Origin of the sequence: Bacillus sp. 7705b, from assembly GCF_002289525.1 — a bacterium.
Taxonomy (GTDB): Bacteria; Bacillota; Bacilli; order Bacillales; family Bacillaceae; genus Bacillus; species Bacillus halotolerans.
On sequence record NZ_NSDH01000048.1, the window covers coordinates 105,309 to 120,105 of the forward strand.

Below are 14,797 nucleotides of genomic sequence, written 5' to 3' on the forward strand. Positions count from 1 at the left end.
TTAGTTGATCCATCCCGCTTCTTTCAGTTTTTTCAAACTGATGGGAAGCACAGAATCCTTCATAATAAAGCTGAATTTTTTATTACGGGGCAAGTTTTCCGGAAGTTCATGAAACAGAACCGGCCCTTTCGTTTCAAAGTAATCGCTTTGCTTTTCAAGTTTCTCTATATCTGCAAAATATATATTCTTCACAATAACCTTTTCTTTTCCGAGAACTTTATACTGTCCGAGATACTTGAGGCTTTTCACTCTCGCCCCTGTTTCTTCCTTTACTTCTCGAAGCGCCGCCTCTTCCGCGCACTCCATCGGTTCCACTTTCCCGCCCGGAAACTCAAAGCCTCTGTCCTCATGTTCTGTCAAAAGCCATTTGTCACCAAAACGGCAGATGACCCAGACATGCTTCGGGCTGTCCGAAAAGGGCTGATTGTCAAAGGAGAGCTGAACAGTATTCTGATAATAATCTTTAAACTCGTACATGTTTATCCCTCAAATCCGTTCCTAGCTATCTTCCATACATCATACCACAGTTACGTTTCTTCGGAAGCTTTTTATCAAAAAATAAGGGAAACCCAGCACGCCATCCGGATCTGAAACGATAGACCAGCTCGTACAGCTTTTGGCCGCAGCTCTTGTCAAAATGTAAATGACTGACGCTCTGGGCTTTATTATGACCCGCGAACAGATAAAAGTTACGGTTTGCGCCTGAATTTATTTTTTAACGTTTCTAATAGATCCACAAGCATTTCCGGAACAGGTATACCGAGAGAGCTGGCTGTCACGACAATTTGCACAGATTCATAAAGAATATAAAACATAATGGCCAAGTCACGTATTGATCCCTGTGTATTCAGCAGCTGGTCAAAAAAGTGGCAGACAGAGATCAGAGCCAACGTAACTAATTTTTTGACGAAACGGGCAAAAACCTTCTTGAACGCCAGTTTGTGAATAATCGTTTCCTTCAAGGTCGTACTGATAAATTCAATTGCCATAAGAGACAGCAGAATGAGGAGTGAGTACTGAAAACCTCCGAAGAAAAACCCCGCTGCTGAAACGCTGACTGCAAAAAACGAAAAGATGCCAAAGTCTCTATCCATTTATCCCAACATCCTTTCACAGAAACGGCCTTACCATATTCTATGGAAAGCACGCCGAACGGATTGGATTTTTCAGAAAAATGGACTAGTTGTCGCCTATTTTTGCGAGGCAAAATAAAAACCGGACATCTTCAAAGATATCCGGTCTTTCTTTTCTATTATCCAAGGTAAGCTTTCAGCATCCAGTTATGTTTTTCAATATTTTGGTGAATGGCAAGAAGCATGTCCCCTGTTGTTTCGTCTCCGACTTCATCAGCTAAGTCCATGCCGCTTTTCAGTTCTTCCGCGATGACTGTAAAATCATCATACACACTCTGAACCATTTGTTCTGCTGTTTCGTTTCCGTTCGCTTCTTTTACAGAAGCTGTTTCCAAAGATTCTTTCATTGTCGCGATCGGTTTTCCGTTCAAAGCCAAAAGACGCTCTGCCAAATCATCAATATAAGTTGCTGTCTCGTTATAAAGCTCTTCAAATTTTTCATGCAGTGTAAAGAAATCTTTCCCTTTTACATACCAGTGATAATTATGTAGTTTCACATACATGACTGTCCAGTTGGCTACTTGTTTATTCACGGCTTGAATCAATTGTTCTGACATATTATCTTCCTCCTTGTTTATATTAGGTGTATACCCTTCATATCGTACGCTAAAACCTTTATTTTACCCGTCTGTCACAATGTCTTCCACTATGTTACAATTATTGAAAACGGGAGGTGGAATCATGACGCTTCTCATCACGATAAGTATTTTGATTGTGCTGGCTGTTTTGCTCGTAAGTGTTTGGACGACTGTAAAAGCCTATAATGTAAAACACACGATTGATCCTCCTCAAGAAGGAAATGCTCCCGGTTCAGACCCAAAAGGTCAATGATGGTGTGATTGCTCTTCTTCAGGTTGCTTGGTGGCAGCATCGGCATCTCCGACTTGGACTTTTAAGGTCGGCATGCTGTGCTGTTTTTTTGCAGTTACATGAGATTGGACAGTGTATACGCCATCTTCCTTAAACTCTGTCTCAAATCGATATACGCCATCTTCCTGTTTGGCTTTAAACATCTTGCTGTCGTTTTTTTCTCCGTCTTTCCATACCTCAAACTCCACTTCATCAGCATCTGTCACCGCTTCATCTCCGTAAGAAACCGCCGCTTCATAAGCAGCATTCTCTCCCGGCTTCACTTTTTCCGGTCCGGTGAGTTTTACATCTAATACCTCAGGCGTCTCAGCTGCTGTATGTGCTTTATTCGCCTCAGATCCGCACCCGTTCAGTAAAAAAACAGCAGAAAAAAGTACTGCAGCGACCATCTTTTTCATTCCATCACCCTTTTCGTCGTTTACCTCAATAGTAGCAAACGCTTACAGCAAATGGTATACAAAATCTGTAACGTCACAAAAAAGACCTTTTTGCTTTCGGGCAAAAAGGTCTTTTTTCTATTTAGCCAAATACTTTTAGCAATTCTTCTTTATCCTGTGACAGCCAGAAACGCATCAAACGTTTTGCGCCTTCCAGGTCATGAAGCTTCGCCTGGCCGCACTGCTTTTCATTGGCAGCCGGAATTTCGGTAATTTCTACAGCTTCCTTCATTGTGTCTTCAAGCAAGTCAACGATTTCCGCAGGAGTCGGCTCTCCGCTGACAACAAGATAGTAGCCGGTTTGGCAGCCCATTGGCGAAATATCAATAATATCAAAATGATCATATTTCTCAGCATGAGTGCGAATCGTAAATGCTAGCAAATGCTCAAGTGTATGGATCGTATCAGGCTTCATCGCCTGTTTATTCGGCTGGCAAAAACGAATATCAAATTTATTTACAACACCGTCTGTTCCTACTTTATGCACACCGCAATGTCTTACGTATGGGGCAACAACCGCATTATGGTCAAGTTCAAAACTTTCTACTGAAGGCATAATGGCACTCTCCCTTTTTTAAAAATGTATTTTTATTATAACATACCTTTCCGATAAGAATTATCGAATAACTTTTCAAACCGCGTTATTTTTTTTATACTTGCATCAGAAAGGTTGCTGAAGACACATGAAAACCATATTTATTGCTCTGATCAGAGGGTACCAAAAATTCATCTCGCCGCTGACGCCGCCAACATGCCGATTTTATCCGACTTGTTCACAATATGGAATCGAAGCCATTAAAACGCACGGCGCCCTTAAAGGCGGATGGCTGACTCTCATACGGATTTTGAAATGCCATCCATTTCATCCGGGCGGAGTCGACCCCGTCCCTGAAAAAAAGCGCAAAGATTAAGCGTTATAGCCGTTTACGACAACATCCAGTTTTCCTGTCTCAGGATCAATGACTAAACCATGGACAGGCACAGTTTCCGGGAACAGCGGATGATGTTTAATGACGTCCACGCTGTCTTTTACGCTCGCTTCCACTGAATCGAAGCTTTTAAACCATTGGTCAAAGTCAACTCCGGAGTACTTCAATGTTTCGATGCGTTCTTCCGGAATTCCTCTTTCCTTTATTCTATTAAGCATGCTTTCACTGCTGATTTTGCTCATACCGCAATCGTGGTGTCCGATTACACAGACTTCATCTGCGTTCAGCTCGTACACTGCAACCAGTAAACTTCTCATAATGCTTCCGAACGGGTGTGTAACAAGCGCACCGGCACTCTTTATAATTTTGATGTCACCGTTTCGCATATTCATCGCATGCGGCAGCAATTCAACCAAACGAGTGTCCATGCAAGAAAGAATCGCCATTTTTTTATCCGGGAATTTTGATGTCTGATACTTTTCATAATCTTTTTGTTCAATAAAAGTTTTATTAAAGTCAAGAATATCATTTAGAAGACTCATAGCGGTATTCCTTTCCGGTCTTTTTTCTTCAATATATCACAGCCTCTGCCTTTCGTCATCCTATCGGCAAGATGTTGAGGCCAGAAAAAAAGGCAAGCCCCGCGGCTGCCTCATTTTCCCATGTTATATCTTTTGTTGAACTGCTCGACTCTTCCGCCTTTTTCATTGAATTTCTGGCGGCCTGTATAAAACGGATGAGTATCTGAGCTTACCTCTACTTTAATAACCGGATATGTGTTTCCATCTTCCCACTCCGCTGTTTCTTCCGATGTTTTGGTAGACCTGCTCAAAAAGCGGTATCCGCTGTTTACATCCTGAAATATTACTTTGTGATTCTTCGGATGAATTCCTTCCTTCATGTCTATCTCTCCTTATTAAATCGTAATAATTACGTTTTATTTTATATCCTAACAAACATTTTGTCAATCTCCTTACAGGTTTCCCGATCTTTCGCTTCATAAACCTCATGCTTTTAAGAACAGGAAGAATAATCTAACCGAGGAAGCAAATAATAAACCCATATTACATACAGATCGTTTTGAGAAAGGTGGTTTATTATTGTGGATGATTTAGTTTTGGCTAGGAGTCTTTTTGGTACGACAATGGGCTTTCATATCATTTTCGCAACCTTGGGAGTCGGTCTGCCGCTCATGATTTTAATAGCTGAATTGATCTATCAAAAAACGAAGGATGACCATTATGCCATCATGGCGAAGAGATGGACAAAAGCACAGGCTGTTTTGCTGGGGGTCGCCATTCCGACCGGAACCATTGCCGGTACTCAGCTCGCGCTTTTATGGCCGGGTTTTATGGAAGTCATCGGCCGGGTCATGTCCCTGCCATTCCAAATTGAAATCTACGCTTTTTTTATCGAAGCCCTGTTTATGTCGATTTATGTATATGCCGCAGACCGCTTATCGCCGGTCATGAGGATTATCGCTGTTGTCTTTGTGCTGATCGGGGCCGCGGCGTCTGCCATTCTGATCACGAATGTCCATGCCTTTGAAGGAACCCCGGCCGGATTTAAAATTATAAACGGAAAGATAACTGACGTTGATCCGTGGGCCGCGTTTTTTAACCCAAGCTTTTTTGTAACCGCCGGCCATGTCGTTCTGTCTGCGTTCATGACAGGAGCCTTTATCGTTGCTTCTGTTGCCGCATACAAAATGATCCGGTCGAGAAAACAAGAAAACGTCTATCGCTTTCACCGGAAGGCCCTGCTGCTCGCGCTGACGATCGGCGGTATCTTTTCATTGATAACAGCCTTAAACGGCCACGAATCAGCACAGATGCTGCATGAATATCAGCCGGAAAAACTCGCCGGAGCAGAGGGCCTGTTTGAAACAAGATCCCATGCCCCGCTTGCAATCGGCGGATTTACCGATCCGGAAGAGGAAAAAGTGAAATGGGCAATCGAGATTCCGTGGGCATTAAGCTTTTTGGCAGCCAACAGTTTTGACACTGTTGTAAAAGGATTAAATGCGTTTCCGAGAGACGAATGGCCGCCGCTTTTTATCCACACGTTATTTAATGCGATGGTCGGTGTCGGAATGCTGCTCATTCTTTATTCCATTATCGGTGTCGTCTGGAGAAAAGTATTAAAGAAAGATCGTTTTCCAACCTGGCTGCTGTTGATTTTCATGACGGCCGGTCCTCTCAGCATTATCGGAATTGAATTCGGCTGGATTTTTGCTTGTACGGGGAGACAGCCGTGGGTCATCTATCATCTGCTGAAAACATCAGATGTCGTCACGACGACAGGCTCAATCGGTGTGCTCTTTCTGTTTTTCACATTTGTTTACGCCGTGTTGGGCGCAGCTGTCGTTTATGTGCTGCTTTACTATTTCAAAAAGCACCCTGTGGATGAGGATTTAAATACGGCGGAGTCTTAATAGCTTCGCAAGCAGGAAACTAAATGGAAGGAAGATCGACAAATGGACATTTCAACTGACGCTCTGATCGCCATCTCAATTATTTGGGGTTTTGTGTTTATTTACGCCGTCATGGCCACAATGGATTTCGGAGCGGGATTTTGGTCTATGATCTATTTAAATAAGGAGCATATGAAGGCGACTGATATCGCAAACCGCTTTCTGTCGCCGACTTGGGAGGTCACTAACGTCTTTATCGTGGCCATCGTCGTTGCACTTTTCAGCTTTTTTCCAGGTGCGACGTTTGTGCTCGGAACTGTTTTATTAATTCCCGGCAGCATTATTTTATTGCTTTTAGCAATCCGAAGCGGATTTCTCGTTTTTTCAAACACAGCGAAGGAAAGGAAATTGCTCAGATATATTTCCGGCATCTCCGGTTTTATTATTCCCGCTGTTCTGATTTTGGTTCTCCCGGTGACACACGGTGGATTTATCGAAAACACAGACGGCGTATACAGCTTGAATATGTCTACCATTTTGACAAGCCCAAACGCCTATTCATTTATAGGGTTTGCGATTTTAAGCACTTTATTTTTATCCTCCCTGCTGCTGGCGGATGTTTCGAATGTGGCTGAGGAACAGGACGCCTACACGGCGTACAGAAAAAGCGCCTTAATCACCGGCCCGATTTCGCTCCTATTTGCCGTATGCATTATGCTGACGATGCGGAATGAAGCAAACTGGCTTTATACTGGAATGATGAATGATTTTTCCTGGATTATTGCGTCGTTTATTACATTTATCATCGCAGGCATAGCTCTTTTTCTGCCTAACAAAAGCTTCGGCAAAAAGATTGGGAAACCCAGACTGGCGCTTGTCGCGATTGCGATACAGTATTTCCTGGCAAGCTACGCGTACGGCCGCGCCCACCTCCCTTATATGATTTATCCTGACGTGACGATCATGTCCGGTTTCACCGAGCCCGCCACGTTCAGAGCGCTGTTTATGACATATATCGTTGCATTCATTATCCTGTTCCCAGGCTTCTACTTCTTCTGGAAGCTGTTTATGAAGGATAAACGGTATATCCGCCAGCAGGAAGAATAGGGCCCAAGCCCTCCGGCTATACTAAGCTTGAACCTTTATAAGGAGGGGATGGCATGGACCAGAAAATCCTATGCGAGGTCAACAACTGTTCTTATTGGGACAAAGGCAACAGATGCACAGCCGATGCCATTTATGTTGTCAGCCATACTGGCGAGACTGCCGAAAACAGCCGGGAAACAGACTGCAAAACGTTTAAACCGCAAGATTTGTAAAAATCAAAAGAAAGAGCTGGCATCAGACAGCTCTTTCTTTTTCTGTTTTGAGCATTCTTATCTTTTTCGTCATCACTCCGTTTGACGGCGAAAATAAAAAGGCACCTGCATAAAAAACTCCTGTCATTGCCGCCATCGCTCCGGAGATGGAAACATTGAGCCATGTTGCGCAGATATAGCCCAATAGAGCTGACAGCCCTCCGATGACCGCGCTGATAATCAGCATATAAAGCAGCCGGTCCGTTAATAGATGGGCGGCAGCAGGCGGAACAATCAGCATCGCCACAACCAATATGGCGCCGACCGAATCAAAGGAGGCAACGGTCGTAAGCGACAGCATCCCCATCTGGAGGTAATGAATCAGCATGACCGGTATTCCGAGGGCCAAAGCCATTTGCGGATCAAACGAAGAAATTTTGAACTCCTTATAACACACACTGACCATCGTTATATTGAAAAGCAGCACAACAACCAGCATCCAAAACGCTTTTGGCCCGATGTCCACTCCGAATACCGTGATCGTATTCCATGGCACAAAAGCGATTTCTCCCATTAATGAATGTTCAATATCGAGATGGACATTCGCTCCATATACTGATAACAAAATGACGCCCACTGCAAATAAGGAGGTAAAAACAACGCCTATGGCGGCATCTGATTGAACCCCTTTGCTGTGAAGAAGCTGTACCAAAAATGCCGTTAACAGTCCCGACACGGCTGCACCGATGAACATAGGAATCCCGTCAAGGCTTTTTGTCACAAGAAAAGCACCCACAATTCCAAGCAAAACAGTATGGCTGATGGCATCAGCCAGCATTGCCATTCTCCTTAATACAAGAAATGTTCCGATCAACGCACAGCTGACACCGACTAGTATGCCCGTCACTATAATCCACGCTTCAAAGCTCATTGGCAATCTTCCCCTTCTCGATTTCAGGGTATGGCTGACGGAGCTCAGGCATCCTGCCATGCAGCTTCAAAAGTGAAAGAAGCCTATCTCTTGTAGCCTCAGGCAATCGGTCCGGCACAAAATCATCCTGATCCGCACCTGCTTTTTCTATATCCATTTCATGCATGAGGTACATTTCATACATCCGATATTTTAAAGCCGTCAGATAACCTTTTTCTATCCCAGCCTGTGTCACTTTCCAAACTCCGTTTTCAATCCGTACAACGTACCTCTCTTTTTCCAAATCATTCAAAACTTTATGACATGATGAAGGTGAAAGCCGCCTTTTCTTTCGTATACTTTCCTCCGTTACATATATTTCCTTATGTTCATACTGCTCAAAAATCGTCAGAAGCACCTGCTCCCGGTTTGTTTTTCTGCGCAGCCTTATTAATCTTATCCCTTTAGCAGCCAGTCCCCGCTTAGGTGCACAAATCATCGAAAAAAGAAAAATGATCGTTGCCGATAAAATCATCAAAGGCCCCGTCGCCATGCCCTCCATTGTTGTACTCAGCAATGTTCCGGACACGCCGCTGATCCCGCCTGTCATCCCGGCAATCACGATCATGCCCGTTAAACGCTCGGTCCAATATCTTGCGGCAATCGCGGGTGTAATGAGCATAGCTGCCATTAAGATGACACCTACAGTTTGAAGCCCTATCACAACAGCGCAGACAATAAGACAGGCCAAAAGTCCGTTTAAAAAATGTATCGGCAATCCCAATCCCTTTGCAAATGCGATATCAAAGGTGATGATTTTAAATTCCTTAAAAAAGACAGTACAAAGCAGCAATAAAACGGCGGATACTCCCGCAATAAGAATGATATCCTGTCTGACTAATGAAGCAGCCTGGCCGAACAGAAAGGAATCAAGTCCGCTTTGGCTTCCCGACCCCAGCTGCTGAATATATGTCAGCAGTATAATACCGACGCCAAAGAACACAGAGAGAACGATCCCAATTGCCGAGTCCTCTTTTGTTTTTGACAGCCGCGGTATCAGCTGAATCATCCACGTTCCGAGAAGCCCTGCAAGCGCTGCGCCGAGCAAAAAGAAAGGGAGCGATTTTTCTCCGGTGAACAGAAAAGCGAGACACACACCCGGCAGGGCAGAATGGGCCATCGCATCTCCGATTAAACTTTGTTTTCTAAGCAGCACAAAGCTCCCCAACACGCCGCTTGCTGCGCCGAGCAAAAGCGTCCCGGCCAACACCCACTGTGTATTCGGATGCTGGAGCTGCAGCCACAAACTTTCTATCAATGCGCTCACCCCTTATTACCTTCTGCCAGCACTTTATCTTTTAGAAATGTCAGCCTTCCTCCATACGTTTTTTGAAGGTTTTCAATCGTAAACACTTCCTCCCCCGGTCCGAAGGCGATTTTCCTTAAATGAAGCAGCAATATCCAATCGAAATAGTCTTCGGCGGTTTGCAGGTCATGGTGGACGACAAGTACGGTTTTGCCCTTATCCTTAAGCTCCGCCAAAAGAGTCATGATTGCCCGCTCCGTCGCTGCATCCACGCCGGCAAACGGTTCATCCATAAAGTAAATGTCGGCGTCCTGACAGAGTGCCCGGGCAAGGAATACCCGCTGCTGCTGGCCCCCTGACAGCTGGCTGATCTGCCTGTTCGCATAATCGAGCATGCCGACTTTTTCCAAAGCCGCTTCAGCCATTTCCGCGTCTGCCTTTTTCGGTCTTTTCAGCAAGCCGATTCGGCCATACCTTCCCATCAGCACGACATCGAGAGCGCTGGTAGGAAAATCCCAATCAACCGAACCTCGCTGCGGCACATATCCGATTCTTGTCCGCTGTTGTTTATAAGTTTCGCCGTAAATGGAGATGTCTCCTGAGGCACGGGGCACAAGACCGAGAATCGTTTTGATCAAAGTGGACTTTCCAGCGCCGTTCGGGCCGATAATACCGATTAATTTCCCCTCCGGCACCTGCAGCGAAATCCCTTGCAGAACGGGCTTTTTATCATAAGCGACTGTTACATTTTCCAGCTCAACAGGAAACATTTCTTTCACCTCTATTCCTTATTTAAGCGCTTCGGTAATCGTGTTGATATTATGGCGGAACATGCCTTCGTATGTGCCTTCTTTTGTCCCCTTTTCACCCATTGCATCCGAATAGAGCTGACCGCCGATTGACACCGAATGGCCTTTTTCTTTAGCTCCTTCCACCACGGCATTAATTGATTTTTCAGACACGCTGCTTTCTACAAAAACAGCCTTAATTTGTTTTTCTGCCAAAAGCTCAACCAGGTCCTGTACATCCTTTAAACCATAATCTGAATCTGTGCTGAGCCCCTGCAGGCCTTCTACTTTAAAACCATACTCTTTCCCAAAATACGCAAACGCATCATGAGCGGTTACAAGCACACGGCTTTTCTCCGGAATGTTCGCAACCTCCTGACGAGCCCATTTATCTAAATATTGCAAATTATCTTTGTACTCTTTTGCGTTTTTCTTAAAGTCATCCGCATGCTCAGGCATCGCTTTGCTGAATTGCTCTTCGATTTCATCAATTGCGTAAATCCATAATGGGATGCTGAACCAGACGTGAGGGTCATACATCTTCCCTTTTTCCGCAGAAATAAGCTTGCTTTTCGGAATCGCTTCGGCAACCGCCGCCGCTTGTTTTTGTTCACCGATTTTACGGAGAATGTCTTCCATCTTCCCTTCGAGATGCAAGCCGCTGTACAGTACAACGTCTGCTGATGTCAATTTTCTCGTATCACCTTGTGACGCTTTGTAAAGGTGCGGGTCTACTCCCGGTCCCATTAAAGAAGTGACCTTAACATGCTTTCCGCCGACTTTTTCAGCCGCGTCTGCAATTTGGGAAGTCGTTGCCGTCACTTGCAGCCGCTGATCAGAGCTTTTACCGGAAGACTCTGATCCACAACCCGTTAAAGCAAGGCATGCAAGGATCAATGCCGCTATCAGTCCTCTTTTTTTCATTTGTTCCTCCTCTTTGTCATCGATGTCCTGTTGTTTTATCTTATGTTGTGTTTTCTTAGACATGTGACATTTAATTAGACAAAAGCATGTTTTGTTTATACGGGACAAAAAGTTTCCTTAGTGCAAAAATATCGCGTTTGTCCATTTCTGTCAAGATATTTTCACATAAAAAAACCGGCTGATTCAGCAGCCGGTCAAACGAGAAGGGATGTATTCAACGCTTTTACTCTAACAGCACACTCACATTCTCTCAAATTGATAAAATGCCTTTTTCTCATCCATGCTGTGTGAAAACATCCATTTTGGTCACATATTTTCGCATTATTTCCTGATTTACTTCAACCCCTAAACCAGGCTGTTTCGACACAGAAATAAATCCGTTATCGATACGGATATCAGGGGTCACAATATCCTCATCCCAATACCTTGAAGATGACGAAATATCGCCCGGTATTGTAAATTGGGGCAAGGAAGCCAGCGCCACGTTTTGCGCTCTTGAAATGCCAGTCTCCAGCATTCCTCCGCACCAAACCGGCATATTGTGCTCCTTGCACAGATCATGGATTTTCAGAGCTTCCGTCAATCCGCCGACACGAGAAGGCTTGATATTAATTACTTTGCAGCTTCCCAGCTCAATCGCCCGTCTCGCGTCATCAGCTGAGCAAATGCTTTCGTCAAGGCAAATCGCCGTTTTCATATGCTTCTGCAAGTGGCGGTGATCAACAATATCATCAGCTTGGAGCGGCTGTTCAATCATCATTAAATGATATTCATCAAGCTCCTTTAAGCGGCTGATATCCTTGAGTTCATAAGAGGAATTCGCATCAGCCATAAGCGGGATGCCAGGGAATCGGCTGCGGATGGCTTTTACCAGTTCCACATCTTGTCCTGGCTGAATTTTAATTTTTATTCTTTGATAGCCTTCTTTTTGATAAGCTTCAATTTCTTTCAGCATATCCTCAAGAGGCGCTAAGCTGACAACGACTCCGGCAGGGACTTTGTCTCTTGTCCCTCCTAATGCCTCCACAAGAGAAATCCCCTTCTTTTTTGCATAAATATCCCAAACAGCCGATTCAAGCCCCGCTTTTGCCATCCTGTTACCTTTATAGCGCGCCAAGCTGTCCGGCACTTCAGAAGGGTGGCTGAATTCACGTCCGACGACATTAGGAATAAAAAAATCCTTCAGCATATGCAGACAAGTACCAATCGTTTCCTCGGTGTACCATGGTGAGGAGAATGCAGACACTTCTCCCCATCCTGTAACTCCGGATATATCGATGGCTTCTACAATCAAAAATTTGCGCTCCTGAAGCGTCTCAATACTGTTTTTGAACGGTTTTTTTAGATTCATGCTCAAATGATAAAGCGTAATTTTTTCTATTTCGATCATAACAGTTCTCCTTTACGCGCATCCTTCAGCTGATTTCGCAATAGCTTATTCGACGCATTGCGCGGCAGGCGGTCTAATACAAAGAATTTTGCCGGAACTTTATATTTCGCCAAACGTTCTTTGCAAAAAACGGTCAGTTCTTCAGCGCTGACAGGCTGATGGAGCACAAGATAAGCATGAGGCACTTTTCCCCATTTTATGTCCTCCGCGCCTGAAACGCCGGCTTCTGCAACAGCCGGATGAGAAAGCAGCACAGACTCCACTTCAGCGGGATAAATATTTTCTCCGCCTGAAATGATAAGATCTGATCGCCTGTCTAATACATATAAAAACCCTTCACTGTCCAAATAACCGAGATCGCCTGTTTTCAGCCAGCCATTTTGAAAGGATGCTTTATTTGCGCTTTCCCGGTTGAAATAGCTTTTCATGACATTCGGGCCTTTCACCATAATTTCACCGTGTTCAAACGGCTCACACGCTTTTCCGTCCCGCTCAATTTTGATTTCGCATGAAAACAGCGGTTTTCCTGCTGATCCGAGCTTTTCCATACTGAATTCCGGCGAGAGAGTAACGATTTGTGAGCACGTCTCCGTCATTCCGTACGATTGAAAGACGGGGAAGCCTTTCTCTCGGCATTCTTCCAGCAAAGGAAGCGGCGCAGGACCTCCGCCGAGCAGGATGCATCTGAGGGATGACGGGCAGTAGCTTGTTTCTGCTAAAAGACTTGCCAGCATTGTCTGCACCGCAGAAATAATCGTAACTTGATGCCTGTCGATAGAATCCAATACATCACTTACGGAAAAACGCTGGTGAAGCACGACCGTCATTCCGTAAATCACAGATTTAAATAATGCGGACAGTCCGCTGATATGAAAGAGCGGCAGCGTGATAAGCCAGCGGTCTTGTTCTGTTATACCCAAATTAAGAGCAGAAGACACCGCACTGAAATAATGATTTCCAAACGTTTGCTGAACTCCCTTGGGCTTGCCGGTTGTCCCGGAGGTATACATGAGAGTCGCCGTTTCGTCCATTTGCATGTATGGCTCAACTTCAATATCCTGTGCATCTTCTTTTACCAGTTCATCCACATTAATGGTTTCAACCATATGCTCATAATCCTGCATGTCAAAACTTTCATCCGTCAGTAAAAAGCGGGCGCCGGAATCCTCCAGCTGGAACAGCCTTTCATGTTTAGACAGCTTTGTATTCAGCAGCACCGCTTTTACGCCGAGTAAAAAGCACGCGTGTACGGCATATACCATCTCCGCCCGGTTTCCGAGCAGAAGAGCCGCGGTGTCCCCTTTTCGAAAAGAATGAGCTGAAAGCTGGGACGCCATTCGTTTGGATGCGGCAAATAATTCAGCAAATGTCACGGTTTGATCTCCATAAATGAGAGCGATTCTCTCAGGTGTTAGCTGTGCCCGTTGCAGGAGCCAGTTGGGCTGTTCTGTCAGCATGTCATCATCTCCGAGGTAAAATTACTTTATTGAAAAGAAAACAGCTTGGACCGCAATGGCTCAAGCTGTTCGTTTCATACGTATCTGCTGATCACGGAAAACGCGGGAATTGACCGAAATCCGGTTTACGTTTTTCCTTAAAGGAATCACGGCCTTCTTTTGCTTCATCAGTTGTGTAGTAAAGAAGGGTTGCATCCCCTGCAAACTGCTGAATTCCAGCAAGTCCGTCTGTGTCCGCGTTAAACGCAGCTTTAAGAAAACGAAGTGCGGTCGGGCTTTTCTCAAGCATTTCTTCACACCATTTAATCGTTTCTTCTTCAAGCTGTTCCAAAGGAACAACTGTGTTGACAAGTCCCATATCCAGCGCTTCCTGCGCGTTGTACTGACGGCACAGGTACCAGATTTCACGGGCTTTTTTATGTCCTACGATTCGAGCCAGGTAGCCTGAACCGTAACCTGCGTCAAAGCTTCCCACTTTAGGGCCGGTTTGTCCAAAAATCGCATTGTCGGCAGCGATTGTCAAATCACATACGATGTGAAGCACGTGTCCTCCGCCGATCGCATATCCGGATACCATCGCAACAACAGGTTTCGGGATGACGCGGATTAAACGCTGAAGATCCAATACGTTTAAACGCGGAATTTGGTCGTCGCCTACATAACCGCCGTGTCCGCGCACTTTTTGGTCTCCGCCAGAACAAAACGCTTTGTCTCCGGCACCGGCAAGCACGATAACGCCGATGTTTTGATCATCTCTCGCGCGAGCAAATGCATCAATCATTTCAGCAACCGTCTTAGGGGTAAACGCATTATGTACCTCAGGGCGGTTGATAGTTATTTTTGCAATACCATTATACGATTCATACAGTATTTCATCGTATGTACGTTCAGTTTTCCATTCTACAGCCATGATATGACCTCCTCTATTTTTCCATATGAACG

General features: G+C 44.9%; 19 protein-coding genes. 5 read left to right on the forward strand and 14 right to left on the reverse strand.

Going from position 1 to position 14,797, the window contains the following annotated elements:
* The 3 genes from ytkD to CJU60_RS18545 all read right to left on the reverse strand — a co-directional run bounded on the left by ytkD (position 1) and on the right by CJU60_RS18545 (position 1,690).
* Positions 1-477: an RNA deprotection pyrophosphohydrolase gene (gene ytkD / locus CJU60_RS18535; protein ID WP_024122590.1), complete on the reverse strand. Its 477-nt coding sequence runs from the start codon at positions 475-477 to the stop codon at positions 1-3.
* A gap of 212 nt (positions 478-689) precedes the next feature.
* On the reverse strand, positions 690-1,094 hold the full coding sequence (locus CJU60_RS18540; protein ID WP_024122591.1) for a phage holin family protein: 405 nt from the start codon (positions 1,092-1,094) through the stop codon (positions 690-692).
* Positions 1,095-1,252: 158 nt separating this feature from the next.
* The gene (locus CJU60_RS18545; protein ID WP_010331587.1) at positions 1,253-1,690 is read right to left on the reverse strand and encodes a Dps family protein; all 438 of its coding nucleotides are present in this window, start codon (positions 1,688-1,690) and stop codon (positions 1,253-1,255) included.
* A gap of 124 nt (positions 1,691-1,814) precedes the next feature.
* Between CJU60_RS18545 and ytzI the strand changes: the two genes are divergently transcribed.
* Positions 1,815-1,964: a YtzI protein gene (ytzI, locus tag CJU60_RS18550; RefSeq protein ID WP_044153683.1), complete on the forward strand. Its 150-nt coding sequence runs from the start codon at positions 1,815-1,817 to the stop codon at positions 1,962-1,964.
* Here ytzI and CJU60_RS18555 read toward each other — a convergent pair.
* Together CJU60_RS18555 and CJU60_RS18560 are read right to left on the reverse strand one after the other, a co-directional pair.
* Entirely contained in the window at positions 1,958-2,401 is a 444-nt protein-coding gene (locus CJU60_RS18555; protein WP_095714579.1) for a FixH family protein, read from the reverse strand. The genes ytzI and CJU60_RS18555 overlap by 7 nt on opposite strands.
* 121 nt (positions 2,402-2,522) lie before the next feature.
* Complete coding sequence (locus tag CJU60_RS18560) at positions 2,523-2,996, reverse strand: S-ribosylhomocysteine lyase (protein ID WP_010331590.1); 474 nt, start codon at positions 2,994-2,996, stop codon at positions 2,523-2,525.
* A gap of 127 nt (positions 2,997-3,123) precedes the next feature.
* Here CJU60_RS18560 and yidD point away from each other — a divergent pair, with 127 nt between their 5' ends.
* Positions 3,124-3,351: a membrane protein insertion efficiency factor YidD gene (yidD, locus tag CJU60_RS18565; protein ID WP_010331591.1), complete on the forward strand. Its 228-nt coding sequence runs from the start codon at positions 3,124-3,126 to the stop codon at positions 3,349-3,351.
* Here yidD and CJU60_RS18570 read toward each other — a convergent pair.
* Positions 3,348-3,911, reverse strand: a complete 564-nt coding sequence (locus CJU60_RS18570) for a beta-class carbonic anhydrase (protein ID WP_024122594.1) — start codon at positions 3,909-3,911, stop codon at positions 3,348-3,350. The genes yidD and CJU60_RS18570 overlap by 4 nt on opposite strands.
* A 110-nt stretch (positions 3,912-4,021) precedes the next feature.
* The gene (locus CJU60_RS18575) at positions 4,022-4,270 is read right to left on the reverse strand and encodes a type B 50S ribosomal protein L31 (protein ID WP_010331593.1); all 249 of its coding nucleotides are present in this window, start codon (positions 4,268-4,270) and stop codon (positions 4,022-4,024) included.
* Between the two features lie 201 nt (positions 4,271-4,471).
* Here CJU60_RS18575 and CJU60_RS18580 point away from each other — a divergent pair, with 201 nt between their 5' ends.
* From CJU60_RS18580 to CJU60_RS18590, 3 genes are read left to right on the forward strand one after another with little or no spacing between them, the layout of a single operon-like run.
* Positions 4,472-5,803 carry a cytochrome ubiquinol oxidase subunit I gene (locus tag CJU60_RS18580; protein WP_024122595.1) on the forward strand — a complete coding sequence of 444 codons (1,332 nt, stop codon included), beginning with the start codon at positions 4,472-4,474 and terminating at the stop codon, positions 5,801-5,803.
* Between the two features lie 42 nt (positions 5,804-5,845).
* Positions 5,846-6,889: a cytochrome d ubiquinol oxidase subunit II gene (locus tag CJU60_RS18585; protein WP_024122596.1), complete on the forward strand. Its 1,044-nt coding sequence runs from the start codon at positions 5,846-5,848 to the stop codon at positions 6,887-6,889.
* A 53-nt stretch (positions 6,890-6,942) separates the two neighbouring features.
* Positions 6,943-7,101 (forward strand): DUF1540 domain-containing protein, encoded by a 159-nt coding sequence (locus tag CJU60_RS18590; protein ID WP_010331596.1) that lies wholly within the window; start codon positions 6,943-6,945, stop codon positions 7,099-7,101.
* A gap of 22 nt (positions 7,102-7,123) precedes the next feature.
* Here CJU60_RS18590 and CJU60_RS18595 read toward each other — a convergent pair whose 3' ends face one another.
* From CJU60_RS18595 to menB, 7 genes are all read right to left on the reverse strand, one after another.
* Complete coding sequence (locus CJU60_RS18595) at positions 7,124-8,011, reverse strand: metal ABC transporter permease (RefSeq protein WP_095714580.1); 888 nt, start codon at positions 8,009-8,011, stop codon at positions 7,124-7,126.
* Positions 8,001-9,308 carry a metal ABC transporter permease gene (locus CJU60_RS18600; protein WP_095714598.1) on the reverse strand — a complete coding sequence of 436 codons (1,308 nt, stop codon included), beginning with the start codon at positions 9,306-9,308 and terminating at the stop codon, positions 8,001-8,003. The genes CJU60_RS18595 and CJU60_RS18600 overlap by 11 nt, the downstream gene beginning before the upstream one ends.
* 5 nt (positions 9,309-9,313) lie before the next feature.
* Positions 9,314-10,066, reverse strand: coding sequence for a metal ABC transporter ATP-binding protein (locus tag CJU60_RS18605; RefSeq protein WP_095714581.1), 753 nt, complete (start codon positions 10,064-10,066; stop codon positions 9,314-9,316).
* 18 nt (positions 10,067-10,084) lie between these two features.
* Positions 10,085-11,008 (reverse strand): metal ABC transporter solute-binding protein, Zn/Mn family, encoded by a 924-nt coding sequence (locus CJU60_RS18610; RefSeq protein ID WP_095714582.1) that lies wholly within the window; start codon positions 11,006-11,008, stop codon positions 10,085-10,087.
* A 274-nt stretch (positions 11,009-11,282) separates the two neighbouring features.
* A complete protein-coding gene (gene menC / locus CJU60_RS18615; RefSeq protein WP_095714583.1) occupies positions 11,283-12,398 on the reverse strand; it encodes an o-succinylbenzoate synthase in 1,116 nt (371 codons plus the stop codon).
* Entirely contained in the window at positions 12,395-13,855 is a 1,461-nt protein-coding gene (locus CJU60_RS18620) for an o-succinylbenzoate--CoA ligase (RefSeq protein WP_095714584.1), read from the reverse strand. The genes menC and CJU60_RS18620 overlap by 4 nt, the downstream gene beginning before the upstream one ends.
* Before the next feature lie 91 nt (positions 13,856-13,946).
* A complete protein-coding gene (gene menB, locus CJU60_RS18625) occupies positions 13,947-14,765 on the reverse strand; it encodes a 1,4-dihydroxy-2-naphthoyl-CoA synthase (protein WP_095714585.1) in 819 nt (272 codons plus the stop codon).
* Positions 14,766-14,797: the final 32 nt, after the last annotated feature.

Bases quoted from the DNA above. Each gene is read 5' to 3' on its own strand.
- ytkD (WP_024122590.1), bottom strand. From the start codon at position 477: ATGTACGAGTTTAAAGATTATTATCAGAATACTGTTCAGCTCTCCTTT.
- CJU60_RS18540 (WP_024122591.1), bottom strand. From the start codon at position 1,094: ATGGATAGAGACTTTGGCATCTTTTCGTTTTTTGCAGTCAGCGTTTCA.
- CJU60_RS18545 (WP_010331587.1), bottom strand. From the start codon at position 1,690: ATGTCAGAACAATTGATTCAAGCCGTGAATAAACAAGTAGCCAACTGG.
- ytzI (WP_044153683.1), top strand. From the start codon at position 1,815: ATGACGCTTCTCATCACGATAAGTATTTTGATTGTGCTGGCTGTTTTG.
- CJU60_RS18555 (WP_095714579.1), bottom strand. From the start codon at position 2,401: ATGAAAAAGATGGTCGCTGCAGTACTTTTTTCTGCTGTTTTTTTACTG.
- CJU60_RS18560 (WP_010331590.1), bottom strand. From the start codon at position 2,996: ATGCCTTCAGTAGAAAGTTTTGAACTTGACCATAATGCGGTTGTTGCC.
- yidD (WP_010331591.1), top strand. From the start codon at position 3,124: ATGAAAACCATATTTATTGCTCTGATCAGAGGGTACCAAAAATTCATC.
- CJU60_RS18570 (WP_024122594.1), bottom strand. From the start codon at position 3,911: ATGAGTCTTCTAAATGATATTCTTGACTTTAATAAAACTTTTATTGAA.
- CJU60_RS18575 (WP_010331593.1), bottom strand. From the start codon at position 4,270: ATGAAGGAAGGAATTCATCCGAAGAATCACAAAGTAATATTTCAGGAT.
- CJU60_RS18585 (WP_024122596.1), top strand. From the start codon at position 5,846: ATGGACATTTCAACTGACGCTCTGATCGCCATCTCAATTATTTGGGGT.
- CJU60_RS18590 (WP_010331596.1), top strand. From the start codon at position 6,943: ATGGACCAGAAAATCCTATGCGAGGTCAACAACTGTTCTTATTGGGAC.
- CJU60_RS18595 (WP_095714580.1), bottom strand. From the start codon at position 8,011: ATGAGCTTTGAAGCGTGGATTATAGTGACGGGCATACTAGTCGGTGTC.
- CJU60_RS18605 (WP_095714581.1), bottom strand. From the start codon at position 10,066: ATGTTTCCTGTTGAGCTGGAAAATGTAACAGTCGCTTATGATAAAAAG.
- CJU60_RS18610 (WP_095714582.1), bottom strand. From the start codon at position 11,008: ATGAAAAAAAGAGGACTGATAGCGGCATTGATCCTTGCATGCCTTGCT.
- menC (WP_095714583.1), bottom strand. From the start codon at position 12,398: ATGATCGAAATAGAAAAAATTACGCTTTATCATTTGAGCATGAATCTA.
- CJU60_RS18620 (WP_095714584.1), bottom strand. From the start codon at position 13,855: ATGCTGACAGAACAGCCCAACTGGCTCCTGCAACGGGCACAGCTAACA.
- menB (WP_095714585.1), bottom strand. From the start codon at position 14,765: ATGGCTGTAGAATGGAAAACTGAACGTACATACGATGAAATACTGTAT.